Raw genomic sequence first — 16,000 nt, forward strand, 5'->3', positions numbered from 1 at the left:
CACCCAAACCCACCGAAACGCCCCTCACCTTCGCCGTGCTGGTGTTTCCCGGCTTTCCGATGATGGCGTTCAGCTCGGTCATCGAGCCGCTGCGCGCCGCCAATGTCTTGGCAAAGCGGGAATGCTATCGCTGGATCATCGTCGGCGGCACGAGGGGCGCGGTCGAGGCCTCGAACGGCGTCGTCATCCAGCCGGGCTTTTATGCCGAGGATGCGCCGAAGGTCGATCGCATCGTCGTCTGCTCGGGCGGCGATGCCGACCACCTCGTCGCCGAGGACGCAGCACACTGGATCCGCAAGAGCCTGCGCAATGGCGCCCATATCGGCGCGGTGGCGGACGCCGCGTTCTTTCTCGCCCGCGCGGGCCTGCTCGACGGCCATGCCTGCACCTTGCACTGGACCAGCCAGGCCGCCTTCACCGAGGCTTTTCCCAACATCGAGCTCCGGCGCGACCTCTACGTCATCGACCGCAAGCGCTTCACCTCGGCCGGCGGCGTCGGCAGCCTCGACATGATGCTGGAGATCATCACCCGCGACTATGGCGCCGAACTTGCCGCCGGCGTCGCCGAATGGTTCGTGCACAGCCAGCTGCGCTCCAGCATCGACCGCAAGATGATGCCGCTGCGCCTGCGCACCGGCGTCCAGAACGAGCTGGTGCTGTCGGCCATCGCTATCATGGAGGATGCGGTGGAGGAGCGGCTCGGCATGGCCGAGCTGACCGCGAAGCTCGGCGTCTCCTCCGACAAGCTCGAACGCAGCTTTCGCTCCGAACTCGCCATCTCGCCCAACGGCTACTACCGGCGGCTCAGGCTGAAACGCGCCGCCGATCTGCTGGCGCACTCGACGCTTGCCGTGCGCGACGTAGCGCTGGCCTGCGGCTTCGCCTCGATGTCGAGTTTTGCCCGCGCTTTTCGCGAGGAGCACGGGCACCCGCCGAAACTGGCGCGGAGGCATTAGGGCCGGCACTTGAGGGTAGACCCCCTCGTCCGGCCGCTACGCGGCCACCTTCTCCCCGCTGGGGAGAAGAGGAAGGCGCCGGCGCTGCAAGTCTCCTCTCCCCTCGGGGAGAGGTCAGCCGAGCGAAGCGGAGGCTGGGTGAGGGGGCTGCCCCACACGTTGCAGGGCTCCAGCGGCATCCTGCACAACACACGCGGTTTTCCGCACAATCCATCCGCCCCTCTTGCGCCATGCTCCGACCTCCCAACCCCACCCAAGGCCAGGCACCCATGAGCATCGTCGTATTCGACCCCGACAGCACCGAGGACGTGGACTTCAAGGACCGCATGCGCCACCCGGCGGCGGCCGATCCGGCCGGCGGCATGTGGCTGTCGGACACCGAGCCGTCCTTCATCGATGCCGACGCTCTGCGCAAGGGCCGGCTGGCAAAACTGCGCGGCTGGATGCGCGAGGCAGGCTATGGCGGCGTCGTGTTGTTCGACCCCTACAACCAGCGCTACGCCACCGGCTCGCGCAACATGTTCGGCTATTTCCTGCGCAACTCGACCCGCTATTTCTTCGTGCCCACCGACGGGCCGATCGTGTTGTTCGAATACCCGCAGAGCTACCATGTCTCGATGGTGCTCGACACGATCGACGAGGCGCGTCCTTCCAAGCTCGTCTGGTCGTCGGTCTCCGGCCGCGACGACGAGACCGCTGGCCCCTTCGCCGACGAGATCACTGAGCTCTTGAAGCAGCATGGCGGCGGCTCGATGAAGCTCGGCCTCGACCGCTGCAGCCATCTGCAGGCGCTGGCCCTGGAAAAGCGCGGCTGCGAGGTTCGCGATTGCCAGGGCGAAATCCTGGCGGTGCGCGCGGTCAAGACGCCGGAGGAAGTCAAATGCCTGCAGGTGTCGATGGCCGGCGCCGAGGCCGCCGTCTATGCGGTGCGCGAGGCGATCAAGCCCGGCGTCTCCGAAAACGACCTGTTCGCCATCATGTATGGCGAGGTCATCCGCCAGGGCGGCGAGTTCATCGAGACGCGGCTCTTGACCTCCGGCCAGCGCACCAATCCATGGTTCAACGAGGCCAGCGGCCGCAAGATCCGGCCGGGCGAACTGCTGGCGCTCGATACCGACACGATCGGCTGCTACGGCTATTATTCCGATTTCTCCCGCACCTTCCGCTGCGGGCCGGGCAAGCCGACGCCCTACCAGAAGTCGCTCTACCGCATGGCGCACGACCAGGTTCAGCACAACATCTCGATCGTCAAACCCGGCATGGCCTTCCGCGAGATCGCCGAGAAGGCCTGGAAGATCCCGGACCGTTTCGTCGACCAGCGCTACACCTCGGTCATGCACGGCGTCGGCATGCATGGCGAAACGCCGTTCATCGCACACGCCATGGACTACGAGACCTATGGCCGCGACGGCCATATCGTGCCAGGCATGGTGGTGAGCGTCGAAAGCTACATCGGCGAGAAAGGCGGCCGCGAGGGCGTCAAGCTGGAGGACGAGATCCTGATCACCGACACCGGCACCGAACTCCTGTCGCGCTTTCCCTATGAGGACGAGTTTCTCGCGTGAAGGCTCCCATCGCCATCAAGCGCGGCACCGTGGCCGCGATCTTCATCGACCTGCAGGAAGAGCACCGGCAGGACCCGCGCTACCTCGTCGACGGCTTTGCCGAGATCCTCGCCAATGTCCAGCGCCTGCAGGCGGCGGCGCGCGCTAACCACGTGCCGCTCTACCACTGGGCCTACATCGTCGATCTCGACAAGCAGGACCGGCCCTTTCATCCGGTCGGTGAGGACGGCAAGTCGGCCTTCTCCGACAAGAGCGACCCGCTGACCGAGATCTGCCACGAGGTGGCGCCGATCAAGGGCGAGGCGCTGCTGATCAAGGCGGAGGCCAGCGCCTTCCGCTCCGGGCCGGCTGCACGCGACATCAAATCGGCCGGCATCGAATGGCTGGTCGTATCAGGCGTCTGGACCGAGGCCTGCATCGACGCGTCAGTGAAGGATGCGGTGGCGAAAGGCTTTCGCGTGCTCTTGGTCAAGGATGCCTGCGGCAGCGGCAGCGCGGCCATGCACCAGACCGGTATCCTCAACCTCGCCAATCGGCTCTATGGCGGCGCCGTCACCAACACTGACGGCGCCTGCCGGCTGCTGGCCGGCGAGACCGTCACCGCCTGGCAGGTCGAAGGCTCGGTGCCGCTGCGCTTCAGCTTCGACAACGCGGCCGCACTCTACGCCGATCTATGACTGCCGAAAGCATGACGCGGGGCAAATACGAAACTCGGCTCGACCCGGCCCTGTGGGCTTATATCGACGCGGTCAACGCCTGGTATCCGCCCGAAATCGTCGGCCTGCCGATCGACAAGCAGCGCGCCGTCTATGACCGCATGAGCCGCGCCTTCCACCAGGGCCGCCCGCCCCGCGTCAAGGCCAGCGACGGCCTGATCGCCGCCGCCGGCCGCGACATCCCGGTCCGGCGTTACCAGTTCGCCGGCAGGGCCGCGAGGGCCTTGGTGGTCTACTACCACGGCGGCGGCTTCATCCTCGGCGGGCTCGACAGCCATGACGACATCTGCGCCGAGCTCTGCGCCGGGACCGGCTTCGACGTGCTGTCGGTCGACTACCGCCTGGCGCCGGAGCATGTCCACCCGGCCGCCTTCGACGATGCCGTCATCGCCTTCGGATGGGCGGCGGTGACATCCGGCCTGCCGCTGGTGCTGTGCGGCGAAAGCGCCGGCGGCAATCTGGCCGCGGCCGTGGCGCAGGCGACGCGCAGGCATATCAGGGCCGCCATCGGCCAGGTGCTGATCTATCCCGGCCTCGGCGGCGACGAGAGCACCGGCTCCTATGTCGAGCACGCCGCTGCGCCGCTGCTGTCCGTGGCCGACATCGCCTTCTACCGCGACGTCCGCTCGGCCAAGCGGCAATCGCCCGACGACCCGACCTTCTCGCCCTTGCGCGACCGCGACTTCTCCGCCCTGCCACCGACGGTGATCGTCACCGCCGAGTGCGACCCGCTGTCATCGGACGGTGAGACCTACCGCGACCGCATTCTGGCCAGCGGCGGCAAGGCGTGGTGGCACGAGGAGCCGAGGCTGGTGCACAGCTTCCTGCGCGCCCGGGCTACCGTGCCGGCGGCGGCGGAAGCGTTTGCGCGGATTATCGCCGCGGTCGCGGCGCTGGGTAAGGGTGATTGGCCGTATTGAACGTAGCGAAGGCCCCCTCATCCGGCCGCTTCGCGGCCACCTTTGCCGGGGCGAGTCACGGGCCTCGCCCGTCCTTCGGACCCCCGCTGGGGAGAAGAGGGAACCGCCGGCGCTGCAAGTCTCCTCTCCCCTCGGGGAGAGGTCAGCCGAGCGAAGCGGAGGCTGGGTGAGGGGGCTTCGTAGGGCGGTCCCCTCTCCGTCTCGACTTCGCCGAGCCACCTCTCCCCACTCTCGTGGGGCGAGGAACCCAAGCTGCCCCCCTGCGGAGCGCCGCACAATCACTGCGGAAAACCGAACACTCCGCAGCGTCACCCCGCTCTATCATTCACCTGCTCAGGCAACGGCGTCCCGGCGGCTGCGCCACACCGCGTCGGATGTGTCCGCCGGGGCGCCCAACAACAGGGGAACGACGATGAAATTCATGCTGACCGACCGCAAACTGCACCCGCAAGCCAAACCCGTCGCCGATGATTTCAAGACCGGCGGCATCAACCGCCGCGAGTATCTGGCGCTGATGGCCGGGCTCGGCGTCAGTGCCGCCGGCGCACTGGCGCTGGGCGGGCTCGGCACCACCCCTGCCCGCGCGGCCGAGCCAAAAAAAGGCGGCGTCTTGCGCGTCGCCATGAACGTCAAGGGTTTCAAGGACCCGCGCACCTTCGACGGCGTCGAGATGTCCAACGTTGCCCGCCACTGCAATGAATATCTGGTGCGCTGGAACACCGACTTCTCCTTCGAGCCCTGGCTGCTCGAAAGCTGGGAAGCGAGCGACGACGCCAAGACCCTCACTCTGCATGTGCGCAAGGGTATTTCCTGGTCGAACGGCGATGCCTTCAACGCCGACGATGTCATCCACAACCTCACCCGCTGGTGCGATGCTTCCGTGCCCGGCAATTCGGTCGCCGCGCGCATGGGCGCGCTGGTCAATGCCGACACCAAGAAGGTGGTCGATGGCGGCATCGCCAAGGTCGACGACTTCACCATCAAGCTCAATCTGCCGAAGCCCGACATTTCGCTGATCGCCGGCATGGCCGACTATCCGGCGCTGATCATGCACCGCTCCTATGAGGGCGACGGCGATCCGCTGAAGGCGCTGGCCATCACCACCGGCCCCTGCGAGCTGGTCAGTTGGGATGCCGAGACCGGCGCCGAGGTGAAGCGCAAGGACAAGCCCTGGTGGAAGGGCGAATTCCACCTCGACGGCATCAAATGGGTCGACTACGGCTCCGACCCCAACGCCATGCTGTCGGCCTTCGAATCCGGCGAGATCGACACCGACCACGAAACCGCCTCCGACGCCGTCTCGCAGACCGAGCAGATGGGGCTGAAAAATTCCGAGATCGCCACCGGCTCCACCATCGTCGCCCGCTTCAATGTCGGCAACGCGCCCTATGACGACGTCAAGGTGCGCCGCGCCGCCCAGCTCGCCGTCGACAATTCCGCCGTGCTGACGCTCGGCCTCGGCGGCCGCGGCAAGCCCGCCGACAACCACCATGTCGGCCCCATGCATCCCGAATATGCCGATATCGGCCCGGCCAAGCGCGACGTGGAGCAGTCGAAGAAACTGCTCGCGGAGGCCGGCAAGGCCGACCATGAATTCGAGCTCATCTCCGTCGATGTCGAATGGCAAAAGAGCACCGGCGACGCCATCGGCGCGCAGATGCGCGAGGCCGGCCTCAAGATCAAGCGCACCGTGCTGCCGGCCGCCACGTTCTGGAACGACTGGAGCAAATACCCCTTCTCCTGCACCGAATGGTTGGGCCGCCCGCTCGGAGTCCAGGTGCTGGCGCTGGCGTATAAATCGGGCGCCGCCTGGAATGAAAGCGCCTACGCCAATCCCGAATTCGACACGCTGCTCGACAAGGCGCTGGCAACGCCCGACGCCAAGGCGCGCAAGGAGATCATGGGCAAGATCGAGCAGAATCTGCGCGACTCAGGCATCATCATCCAACCCTACTGGCGCTCGGTGTACAGGACCTACCGCAAGGGCGTAGAAGGCTGCGAACAGCACCAGGCGCTCGAGCAGCATTTCGAGAAGGTTTGGATTGAAAGCTGAGGCGTCGACCGTGACGCGTTGAAGGGACTTTAAGCCGAGGCCAGCGCCGCCCCTCATTGCCCTGCCGGGCATTTCTCCCCGTATAGTGACGGGGAGAAAGACGCTGGCCGCAACGCCGGCGCCTTTCTTGCAACGCTGGGGATTGGCGAAAGCGGCGATGACAGCGTCCTTCGCCCCGTTTACGGGGAGAAGATGGCGGCAGCCAGATGAGGGGCAGCACTGACGTTGACTTTACCTTCTCCACAGTAGGAGAAGGGATTGCCCCAAAGCGCGTGAGACGTCGACATCTCCCGCCCGCGCGCATCGCCAGGCCCTATATTTCATGTACGGCGCAAAACGTGCGGTGCCAGGCGGTGGACCGCCGCCGCCACAGGGCGCATGGTTTCGCTGTCGCTGGCCACTGTATGGGCGCTGGTGCTTGAGAGTGTCAGCGTGCTCCCGCCCCCGTTGGGAGCAATGCAATGGAAGACTCTACGGGCCCGGTGCCCGCGCTTACTTTCCATGCGTTGCGAAGGGCCTTCAAGACATCCATTGCCGAACGCCTCATCCCCGAGGCGCAATGGACTGAACACGCCAAGGCCCTGGTGCGCAAACTCACGCACAACGCGCATGTCGACAGCGGCCTCGTCGCCTGGATCATTCGCAAGTGAAGCAGAAATGGCCGACGCGAATGCCGGTGAGGCAGTTGCCTGAGCCCGCGTCGGCCACTGGCGACCTGATAGAGGACCGCCGCCCGGATTTTTTATGCTCCGATTGTGGCACGATCAACCGGGCTTGGTTGGTCTGTACGCATTCGTACCAACTCTACCGAAGCGGCCGAAGCAACAAAGCCCGCCCCGGCATAGTCCGAAGCGGGCTTCGTCAGGTCACAGTTTTCCGCAGTTCGACAGGCAAACCAACGCCGCCACCGCCGAAAGCTTTTCGCGCCTGTTGAGCGTCGGCTTTTGATAGGTCTTTTTCATGGATGTTTCCCCTAAGCCCCCAATGGCCGGCGCCCAAAGGCGCCTGTGCGCGGGCAATGTCAATGCACGCGTCCTGGCCAGCTCACCGCGCGGGCCTGAGAAGCGTCCAGATCCAGCCGGCGAAAGTCAGCACCAGGAACGGATAGCCGGCGGCGGGCAGCGGTGCCGAGGTCGGCAGCAAGGGCGCGCCCCAGAGGATCATGCAAGCTGATGCGACAAACAGCACGGCGGCAACGAGCGCGGTGAGCCGCATCCACAGAGCGAAAGTCTTCGGTGCGCTGACCATGACCAGTGCTGCCGCCCAAAGCGTGATGCCGCCGACATAGGAGGGCACGCTGGCCTCCAGCCCGGCCGCATTGCCGGCCAGCAGCAGGGTCTCGCCGGCCAGGAAGGTCAGGAAGCCGGCAGTGATGCAGTCATTGCCCAGCCGCTGATATTTCATCGTCAGCAACGCGGTGGCAACCACGAGCCCCGCGCCGTCGATCGTCCACAGAGTTTCGCGCAGTTCGACGCTGGCCACAAAAGTGCCGGCAAAGCCAAAAAGCGCCACTGATGGCGAGCCGATCGCGGCGACGATATCCAGAGTGGAACGCGTGTCTCCCGAGCCGGGGAGAGGATATGCAAGGTTGGGGCTGTCTTAGACGTCCAAATGGATCTTAGCCTTTTTCAGAATCATTTTCTCTAACGGAAGCAGCCATGGTCTGTCTCAGCTCATTGACTGATGTTTCCACAATTAGCATCATCGATTCTAGTCGCCGTCCAGCATCCTCTGCGAAAGCGTCAAAGAAAAAATCGGACTGCACCACTATATCATTATCTTCGTCCAAGAACATCTTACAAAATCGTAGGCGTCTGTTATAGCCATTAACGTCTTCCAGGCCGATATTTGTCCCTTCTTTAGATACTCCACAATGAAATTGTATGTTTCCGGATGAAGGGAGAGCAATATCAATTTTCGGAGCCACAATGACCGTATAACCGCCGGCCGCAGAGCGTATTACATAGTCTTGATCAATCTTTGCCTTATATCCAATCTCCTGAAGATGGTCCGCAATAGCCTCGATGTACTTCTTTTGAAGATCTTCATTCTTGCTCAATTCTTCAGACATTGGTGAACCTATTCCGTTATCGCCATAAGTTTTCTGAGACTAGGTTTGTTTTTGGCAAATCCAAAACTCTTGTCATCCTGCAAAGCAAATTCTGTCGGCTTATCGCTCCAGCCGATCGATAAATCTTCGGGATTTGCAATATTCATTGTTCCACTTAATTCCACTCTTTCGTTTTCTGCAACTTGTACGTTCCCCTTTTCGACGATGATAAAATCGTCGCTGCGCGTTAGCGGGAACACGACGTATCGTTTATTTTGTGCAGCATACTTCCTCTGTCTTTGAAAAATTGTGCGGTTGACGTCATTGATGGCCGCACTTGGCTTCCCCTTGTTCGCAAGCTGATTTATACGCAATCTGCCAACCTTACGAGATCGGACTAAGCCTTCCGTCCTTAACGCCTGCAGGCACCTAGTCACAGTCTCGGCTCGGAGACCCGTTCTCTTTTGTATTTGAGAATTAGTGACGCCATTTCGATTGCTTGATGATATGGCTTTCAGAACTTTATCTTTTGCAGAGGCCTCTATATTGCTACTTTGCAGCATGGGTCGAAGGCGTTGGGCCAAGCGCGCTGTTCCAATGTCCGCCGCCAGCATCCAGGTGGTCGCCTCTGGGCCAACGCCCAATTCGATTCCCCTGTCGAGAGCGAGCTTGGCCCGTACGCGGCTCAATGCATTCTCGATTAGCGCGATATCGTCGCTGTTTCCCGATATTAACGCATCTAGAAGTAGCGCCTTTAACCGATCTCGACTGACAGTTGCAGCAGCCCAATCCTCATTGCTCACGGCGTTGTTGAGCAAATTATCAAATTGCTCAATGGAAGGTGCATTGTCGCTCAATAGCTTACCCTTTGCGGTAACTCGTGGCGGGAGTCCAATTCGCACTAAAATTAGGATGGAAATCAATTGACGTCAATTGATCCAATGTCGGTAGCTCGAGCTTTGCCGGAAAGCCCTTCAGACGCATTGGCGGGGATTGCGGGCGCGCTGTTTGCGGTGGAGTGCTCCCGGGACATCGCAAACGAAGAGCTCGAGCGTTGGCTTTCGGAGGCCACCGAAAGATTGATGGACGACCTGCCTTTCGACAACGGCGTCGATGAATGGACGCTCGATTCCGCTGACATACTGATCCTCGCAACGAGCGAAATGAAATGGCCGATTTCTCCACCTACAACCTCTGAAGAGTTCTTCCTAGCCGTTCGCGCAGTGCAGATCCTTGATCGCTGGCACCTCCCTCTCGTGCCGTCGGACAGCCCTGAACTTCTTCCCAAGCGGCGGGGACACGTTGTCGTCGAGGACCGAATGTCGGCGGATGGTCTATTTGGTCTATCCATCGATGGCATCGTGATTCCGGCCTCCGCATGGGGCCGCCCCGCTCGTGAACTAACGGAGTGGGCCTCCCCAAACAGCATGATCGGGCTTGAGCCTCCCATGCCGCTGCCCATGGCGAGTAGACCGATGCTTCTGCGTGAACTGCTATCGGCTACGGCCTTTCTGCCATCACAACTGCCAATTCAGAATCCACAGAACGGCAGTTCTTCGAGGCGGCACATCCGGCTTAGCTACCTTGCAGTAACCGATAATGTACTTCCCACGTCCATCCACGAAAACATGGAAGTAATTGCCATCGCGCCTGCGCTAGAGGCGGAGGAGGATGCCAGAATAGAAATCTCCGGCGATGGAACGCGATACTGCGTACGGCCAACTTACTCTGTGAAGCGGATTAGATCGATAATAACATCGGCCTTGTCGACCGACGTTTCAACCTTATTCTTTCCAGAGTGTGCAATTGACGCGCACAATTTGGAATGGATGCAGAATGAGATATTGTCTCTGACACGTAATCAATGGAAGTCAACAGGTATTATTCCAAAATTACGATATATATTCGCCGGATTCTCAGACTGCGATACCAAGAGCGGAAAGGCGGCACGCAACTTCGTCGCTATATTTGACTCTATGGGACGCGAGATCGTCAGGCAGTCAAAGCTTTTCCCGTGGAACCTGAGCCAATCGCAAATAGACCGCTTCGGCCTTAATGTCGATTTTGATGTTCTTTCTGGAACATTGTATGAGAATATTGAACTAGGTGACGAGTTGATCGTGTGTGATCTGCCTGGTGCCGGTAGAATAATCAACCTAATATGCGCCGACGTAAATGAGGATGCTCCAGGCGATTGGCTTCTGGCGCACTTGCGCGCGGATTGGCTCCACGCGCCTATATTTGATAAATCCGCTTGCTGGACCTTTGATCAGAAGGGTATCGATGGGTCTTGGATAAGCAGCCGCGCGCGAAGAGCCGCTTTGCTCGCCGCAACTAGAGTAGTTGTGACTAACAGCATGTCGCTAACCAACCGTTTAAACAGATGGAACGTTCGACGTGGAGATACCAGGATCTACTCACACTGCGGCATAGGACTCCTCTTAGACTCCACTGACGACATTATCGCTATCAAGCAAGTACTCGTACCCTTAGACCACCCCAGCCCTGTGGTGGCTGTCGAGGTGTGGGGAGATGGATGGCCCCTTCTCAATCGCCCATCTTCAGCGCCTGGATAAACGCCTCCTGCGGGATATCGACCTTGCCGAATTGCCGCATCCGCTTCTTGCCTTCTTTCTGCTTGTCCAGCAGCTTGCGTTTGCGCGAGACGTCGCCGCCATAGCATTTGGCGGTGACGTCCTTGCGCAGCGCCGAGATGGTTTCGCGGGCGATGACCTTGCCGCCGATGGCGGCCTGGATCGGGATCTTGAACAGATGGTTCGGGATCAGCTCCTTCAGCTTCTCGCACATCTGCCGGCCGCGCTTTTCCGCCGCCGTGCGGTGCACCAGCATGGAAAGCGCATCCACCGGCTCCTCATTGACCAGGATCGACATCTTCACCAGGTCGCCTTCCTTGTAGTCGGTGAGGTGATAGTCGAAGGAGGCGTAGCCTTTGGAGATCGACTTCAGCCGGTCGTAGAAATCGAAGACGACTTCGTTGAGCGGCAGGTCGTAGATCAGCATGGCGCGCTTGCCGACATAGGACAGGTCGGCCTGGATGCCGCGCCGGTCCTGGCAGAGTTTCAGGATGCCGCCGAGATAGTCGTCCGGCGTCAGGATGGTGGCGCGGATCCACGGCTCCTCGATCGCCGAGATCTTCACCACGTCGGGCATGTCGGCCGGGTTGTGCAATTCCTTCATCGAGCCGTCGGTCAGCAGCAGCCGGTAGACGACTGATGGTGCCGTGGCGATCAGGTCGAGGTTGAACTCGCGCTCCAGCCGCTCCTGGATGATTTCCAGATGCAAGAGGCCAAGGAAGCCGCAGCGATAGCCGAAGCCGAGCGCCGCACTGGTTTCCATTTCAAAAGAGAAGCTGGCGTCGTTGAGGCGCAGCTTGCCGACCGCGGCGCGCAGGTCCTCGAAATCGGCGGCGTCGACCGGGAACAGGCCGCAGAACACCACCGGCTGCGCCGGCTTGAAGCCGGGCAGCGCCTTGGCCGTCGAGCGCTTGTCCTCGGTGATGGTGTCGCCGACGCGGGTGTCGGCCACTTCCTTGATCGAGCCGGTGAAGAAGCCGAATTCTCCGGGGCCGAGCTCGTCGACATTGATGCGGGCCGGGGTGAACACGCCGGTGCGTTCGACCAGATGCTTGGCGCCGGTGCCCATCATGCGGATGGTCTGGCCCTTTTTCAGCACGCCGTCGATGACGCGCACCAGCACGATGACGCCGAGATAGGCGTCGTACCAGGAGTCGACCAACATCGCCTTCAAGGGGGCCGTGGCGTCGCCTTCGCGCGGCGGCGGCAATTGGTGGACGATGGCCTCCAGCACATCGGGAATGCCAAGCCCGGTCTTGGCCGAGATCAGCACGGCGTTGGAAGCGTCGATGCCGATCACCTCCTCGACCTGCTCGCGGATGCGCTCGGGCTCGGCGGCCGGCAGGTCGACCTTGTTCAGCACCACGACGATCTCGTGGTTGTTGTCGATCGCCTGGTAGACATTGGCCAGCGTCTGCGCCTCGACGCCCTGGGAGGCGTCGACCACCAGCAGCGAACCCTCGCAGGCGGCGAGCGAGCGCGACACTTCATAGGCGAAGTCGACATGGCCGGGCGTGTCGATCAGGTTGAGGATATAGTCCTCGCCATTGTTGGCGTGGTACTTCAGCCGCACCGTCTGCGCCTTGATGGTGATGCCGCGCTCGCGCTCGATGTCCATCGAGTCCAGCACCTGCTCCTTCATGTCGCGCAGCTCCAGCCCGCCGGTCAGCTGGATCAGCCTGTCGGCAAGCGTGGATTTGCCATGGTCGATATGGGCGACGATGGAGAAATTGCGGATGTGGTCGAGGGGCGTGCTCATGGCGCGCGTTTAGCAGGGGCGGCTTGCCCGAGCAAGCGGCGCAGGCTGCTGCCGGGACGGGCGCTGCGGGCGTTTGTCGGCTTTGTCAGGCGGTTTCGCGAAAAGTCGATAAATTTTAACCAAGTAAGTTAGAGCATAATTGGGGAGTGCCATGTTAGCCGGTAGTGATATTCCGTTGTAAGGATCAAGGCATGCGGGGGCTGGCAAGCAGGTTTATCGAGTCGAGAAGCGGTGCATTTGCGCCGATCCTCATCGTCATGATGATTCCGCTGATCACCGCGGTCGGCTTTTCGGTCGACTACACCTCGGCGGTCCAGACCAGGTCGACCGAGCAGGCGGCGCTCGATGCCGCGATCCTGTCGATCACCACGATGGATACCGCCTCGACGAAGGCGCAGCGCCAGGTGGCGATGCAGGCTTCCTACGTAGCCAATGGCGGACAGGGCGCCGCGACGCTGAACACCTTCGACGTCAGCGCCAACGGCACCGCCACCGCGCAGGCTTCGGCAAGCTTCGCCATGCCGACCGTTTTCATGCAGATCGCCAGGATCCCCACGGTGGCGGTCGGCGTTACGTCGGCGGTCAGCAAAACGCCGGCGCTGGTCCAGGCTACATTCAACGTCGATCACGTTTCAGGCTACTGGAACAAGACCATGACCGTGTACGGCCTTCCCTTCGGTTCGACCTCCACGACCACACCGACGGCCATGATGAAGGTCGACTATGTCTACAAAGGGTATAGTTATTCCTATACGAGCGGGGGTAAGACTTATACCGCTGCCGACCCGAAAGGTTACGGTACGACAACTATTTCCACTGTGTCGGGAACAACCCAGACGCAGGTTCAGAGCCAAGTGTGCACGACAGTAGGATCAAAAACCGATTTCACTCCCACCGCGGGCGTTTACCGAAGCACCGCAGTGGCAAAAAGCGGAAATACGAGCGGCTCCACCATCTATTTCAAGACGACGTGCGCAACCACGAATACCGCCGGAAACAGCAGTGGCGCAACAATCGACGTGAGCACGATGGACCAGCTCTATCTGCAGATGAATGTGCCGTCCGGACCGGTCAACCCGCTCAAGTCGAACGATGCAAGCACGTCGAACCGGCTATACCTGGGCGCCGGCTACGGCACCGCGGCACAAAAGACCCTGGACCCTTCCCTATACCTCCCCGTCGAGGTTGCCGGCAACGCGATCGTCGACATCTTCGCCGCTGTGCCCTGCGGCGAGACCAGCGACCAGGCATGGGAAGACGGCGGCAACAATCCTCCACTGCCAGACGTTACGAACGCCGACTTCTTCTACAGCGTGATGGGCAAGTGCGACTTCAACCGGCGCCCGTCCGACACGCTGCTGACGCAGTAGACGCTGCGCTTCTTGCCTTCTCCTCTTGTGGGAGAAGGTGGAACGGCCGGTTTATCTGGCGCCATGCCGCATCAACCTGTCCTGCCAGCCAAACGAAGCTTCGCCCGTTCGCTCCGGCGTGTAATGACGGAGGCAGAAGACAGGCTTTGGCGTGAGCTGCGCGACCGGAGGCTCGACCGGATAAGATTTCGACGCCAGGTTCCCATTGGAAAATACATTGCCGATTTCGTCTGCTTCGAAGCTGGCCTGATCATCGAGATTGATGGCAGCCAACACCCGGAGCCGGATTCTGACCGTGTCCGCAAGGCTGACCTGGAGGCGAGAGGCTTTCGCATTCTGCGCTTTTGGAACGATGACGTTCTGAAAGACTTGAACGCCGTCTGCGACACGATCATCGCCTATGTACGGGATAGGAGTCTGCAGCCTTGGCGGTAGTGGCTCCGACTTCCCTTCTCCCCTTGTGGGAGAAGGTGTCGCCGAAGGCGACGGATGAGGGGTGTTCCAGGGAACGCCAACGCCTCACTCCGCTGGAACACCCCTCAATCGTCTCGGCGCTACGCGCCGATCCACCTTCTCCCACAAGGGGAGAAGGGAAGAACGCTAGCGATCACAAACCGGTGAGCGCTGTAACGAAGCAGCGGGCGGCGGCGAAGTGGGGACATGAGCGGTGCATTCGAAGCGCCGCCGCCCACGGAGCAAGCCGATGCCGTCATCCCGCAAGCCTATCGCATTGTCCAGCCTGGCCGCGCTCGCGCTGGCAGTGTCGCTCAGTGCGGCGGCCGCCCAGCCGCTCACCGTGGTCGAGCTGTTCACCAGCCAGGGCTGCTCGTCCTGCCCGCCGGCCAACGCCAATCTGATCAAGGTCAAGGACCAGCCCGGCGTGCTGGCGCTGTCGTTCAACGTCACCTACTGGGACTATCTCGGCTGGAAGGACACGTTCGGCCGCCAGGAATTCACCCAGCGCCAGGTCAGCTACGAGCCGCCGCTCGGCCATGACGGGCCGTTCACGCCGCAAGTGGTCGTCAACGGCCACGCCGATGTCGTCGGCGCCGCTCCCGGCGAGATCCAGAAGCTGATTTCGGCGAGTGGCCAGGCGAGCGGCCCTTCGCTGTCGCTCAACGATGGCAAGATCAGCATCGGCGCTGGCGCCGCGCCGGCCGGCCGGGCCGATGTCTGGCTGGTGCGCTACCTCAAAGGCGTCGTCGAGGTGCCGGTGGCGCGCGGCGAAAACACCGGCCGCACCCTGCCGCACGCCAATGTCGTGCATGCGCTGAAGAAACTCGGCAGTTGGACCGGCGCCGCCACGGCGCTGGATCTGCCGCCAGCTTCGGACGGCCTGAGCACCGCCGTGCTCGTGCAGTCGCCCGGCGGCGGGCCGATCCTGGCCGCCGCGACAAACTAGATCACGCTTCACAAGAGATTGCGCAAACGCCGCACCCGCGGCGCCGCATAGCACGGCCGCCAAGAGGGCGCGCCTTCCACGACCAACCGCCAAGGAGACCCACCATGACAACACTGTTTCGCCTGACGCTGCCGGCGCTCGCTCTCGCTCTGTGCTCGACGGCGCTGCTCGCCGGCGGCATCGCCCGTGCCGACGACGCGACCAACGCGATGAAACCCGCTGCCAATGCCATGAAACCAGCCGCCGATGCGATGAAGCCGGCCGCGGACGCCATGAAGCCCGCAACGGATGCGATGAAGCCCGCCGACCCGATGGCCACCACTTCCATGAAGCCTGCCGCCAACGCCATGAAGCCGGCGGCTGACGCGATGAAACCGGCAACCGATGCCATGAAGCCGGCCAACTAGGCCGGCTGCCGGCGGCGCACGCGAATGTGAGCCCTTGCCGCAACTCGCGCGTCGCGCCGCCGGAGCTGATGCAATAAACTGATCCCAATGGAAGCCATGAGGAGTGCAACCATGACCGACATCAAGATTTCCAACCGTTCGTTCGGCTTTGTCAAAGGCGCGCTCGCCGCGCTTGCGCTTGCCGCCGCGGGCGCGGCGAGCGCGCCTT

The 16,000-nt window shown here is 62.0% G+C and carries 15 protein-coding genes; 11 read left to right on the forward strand and 4 right to left on the reverse strand.

Annotation, left to right across the window (positions count from 1 at the left end; genetic code table 11):
- The 6 genes from EN993_RS18350 to EN993_RS18375 form a co-directional block, all read left to right on the forward strand.
- Positions 1-956, forward strand: a 956-nt coding sequence (locus EN993_RS18350; protein WP_164757710.1) for a GlxA family transcriptional regulator, incomplete at its 5' end; no start/stop codon positions are given.
- Positions 957-1,225: 269 nt separating this feature from the next.
- Positions 1,226-2,521, forward strand: a complete 1,296-nt coding sequence (locus tag EN993_RS18355; RefSeq protein ID WP_127264480.1) for a Xaa-Pro peptidase family protein — start codon at positions 1,226-1,228, stop codon at positions 2,519-2,521.
- Complete coding sequence (locus EN993_RS18360) at positions 2,518-3,198, forward strand: isochorismatase family protein (protein ID WP_126067012.1); 681 nt, start codon at positions 2,518-2,520, stop codon at positions 3,196-3,198. Before EN993_RS18355 ends, EN993_RS18360 begins: the two co-directional genes overlap by 4 nt.
- A gap of 11 nt (positions 3,199-3,209) precedes the next feature.
- Positions 3,210-4,157, forward strand: a complete 948-nt coding sequence (locus EN993_RS18365) for an alpha/beta hydrolase (protein WP_127264481.1) — start codon at positions 3,210-3,212, stop codon at positions 4,155-4,157.
- A gap of 412 nt (positions 4,158-4,569) precedes the next feature.
- Positions 4,570-6,210 carry an ABC transporter substrate-binding protein gene (locus EN993_RS18370; protein ID WP_127264482.1) on the forward strand — a complete coding sequence of 547 codons (1,641 nt, stop codon included), beginning with the start codon at positions 4,570-4,572 and terminating at the stop codon, positions 6,208-6,210.
- 461 nt (positions 6,211-6,671) lie between these two features.
- A complete protein-coding gene (locus tag EN993_RS18375) occupies positions 6,672-6,860 on the forward strand; it encodes a hypothetical protein (protein WP_127264483.1) in 189 nt (62 codons plus the stop codon).
- Between the two features lie 394 nt (positions 6,861-7,254).
- On the opposite strand, the gene EN993_RS37060 is transcribed toward EN993_RS18375, so the two are convergent.
- The 3 genes from EN993_RS37060 to EN993_RS18390 form a co-directional block, all read right to left on the reverse strand.
- Positions 7,255-7,722 (reverse strand): hypothetical protein, encoded by a 468-nt coding sequence (locus EN993_RS37060; protein WP_245468893.1) that lies wholly within the window; start codon positions 7,720-7,722, stop codon positions 7,255-7,257.
- A gap of 106 nt (positions 7,723-7,828) precedes the next feature.
- Positions 7,829-8,281, reverse strand: coding sequence for a YbjN domain-containing protein (locus EN993_RS18385; protein ID WP_127264484.1), 453 nt, complete (start codon positions 8,279-8,281; stop codon positions 7,829-7,831).
- An 8-nt stretch (positions 8,282-8,289) separates the two neighbouring features.
- Positions 8,290-9,117: a hypothetical protein gene (locus EN993_RS18390; RefSeq protein WP_127264485.1), complete on the reverse strand. Its 828-nt coding sequence runs from the start codon at positions 9,115-9,117 to the stop codon at positions 8,290-8,292.
- A gap of 66 nt (positions 9,118-9,183) precedes the next feature.
- Here EN993_RS18390 and EN993_RS18395 point away from each other — a divergent pair, with 66 nt between their 5' ends.
- Positions 9,184-10,836 (forward strand): hypothetical protein, encoded by a 1,653-nt coding sequence (locus EN993_RS18395; protein ID WP_127264486.1) that lies wholly within the window; start codon positions 9,184-9,186, stop codon positions 10,834-10,836.
- On the opposite strand, the gene lepA is transcribed toward EN993_RS18395, so the two are convergent.
- Positions 10,808-12,613, reverse strand: a complete 1,806-nt coding sequence (gene lepA / locus EN993_RS18400; protein ID WP_126067019.1) for a translation elongation factor 4 — start codon at positions 12,611-12,613, stop codon at positions 10,808-10,810. The two genes, EN993_RS18395 and lepA, sit on opposite strands and share 29 nt — an antisense overlap.
- 191 nt (positions 12,614-12,804) lie before the next feature.
- Between lepA and EN993_RS18405 the strand changes: the two genes are divergently transcribed.
- The 4 genes from EN993_RS18405 to EN993_RS18420 all read left to right on the forward strand — a co-directional run bounded on the left by EN993_RS18405 (position 12,805) and on the right by EN993_RS18420 (position 15,792).
- Positions 12,805-13,983 carry a TadE/TadG family type IV pilus assembly protein gene (locus tag EN993_RS18405; RefSeq protein WP_127264487.1) on the forward strand — a complete coding sequence of 393 codons (1,179 nt, stop codon included), beginning with the start codon at positions 12,805-12,807 and terminating at the stop codon, positions 13,981-13,983.
- 63 nt (positions 13,984-14,046) lie between these two features.
- Positions 14,047-14,418, forward strand: coding sequence for a DUF559 domain-containing protein (locus tag EN993_RS18410; protein WP_127264490.1), 372 nt, complete (start codon positions 14,047-14,049; stop codon positions 14,416-14,418).
- Positions 14,419-14,686: 268 nt separating this feature from the next.
- Positions 14,687-15,385 carry a DUF1223 domain-containing protein gene (locus tag EN993_RS18415; protein ID WP_109663506.1) on the forward strand — a complete coding sequence of 233 codons (699 nt, stop codon included), beginning with the start codon at positions 14,687-14,689 and terminating at the stop codon, positions 15,383-15,385.
- A gap of 104 nt (positions 15,386-15,489) precedes the next feature.
- Complete coding sequence (locus tag EN993_RS18420) at positions 15,490-15,792, forward strand: hypothetical protein (RefSeq protein WP_127264488.1); 303 nt, start codon at positions 15,490-15,492, stop codon at positions 15,790-15,792.
- Positions 15,793-16,000 lie beyond the last annotated feature (208 nt).

The sequence above is a fragment of the Mesorhizobium sp. M7D.F.Ca.US.004.01.2.1 genome, assembly GCF_003997785.1.
GTDB classification, from domain to species: Bacteria; Pseudomonadota; Alphaproteobacteria; order Rhizobiales; family Rhizobiaceae; genus Mesorhizobium; species Mesorhizobium loti.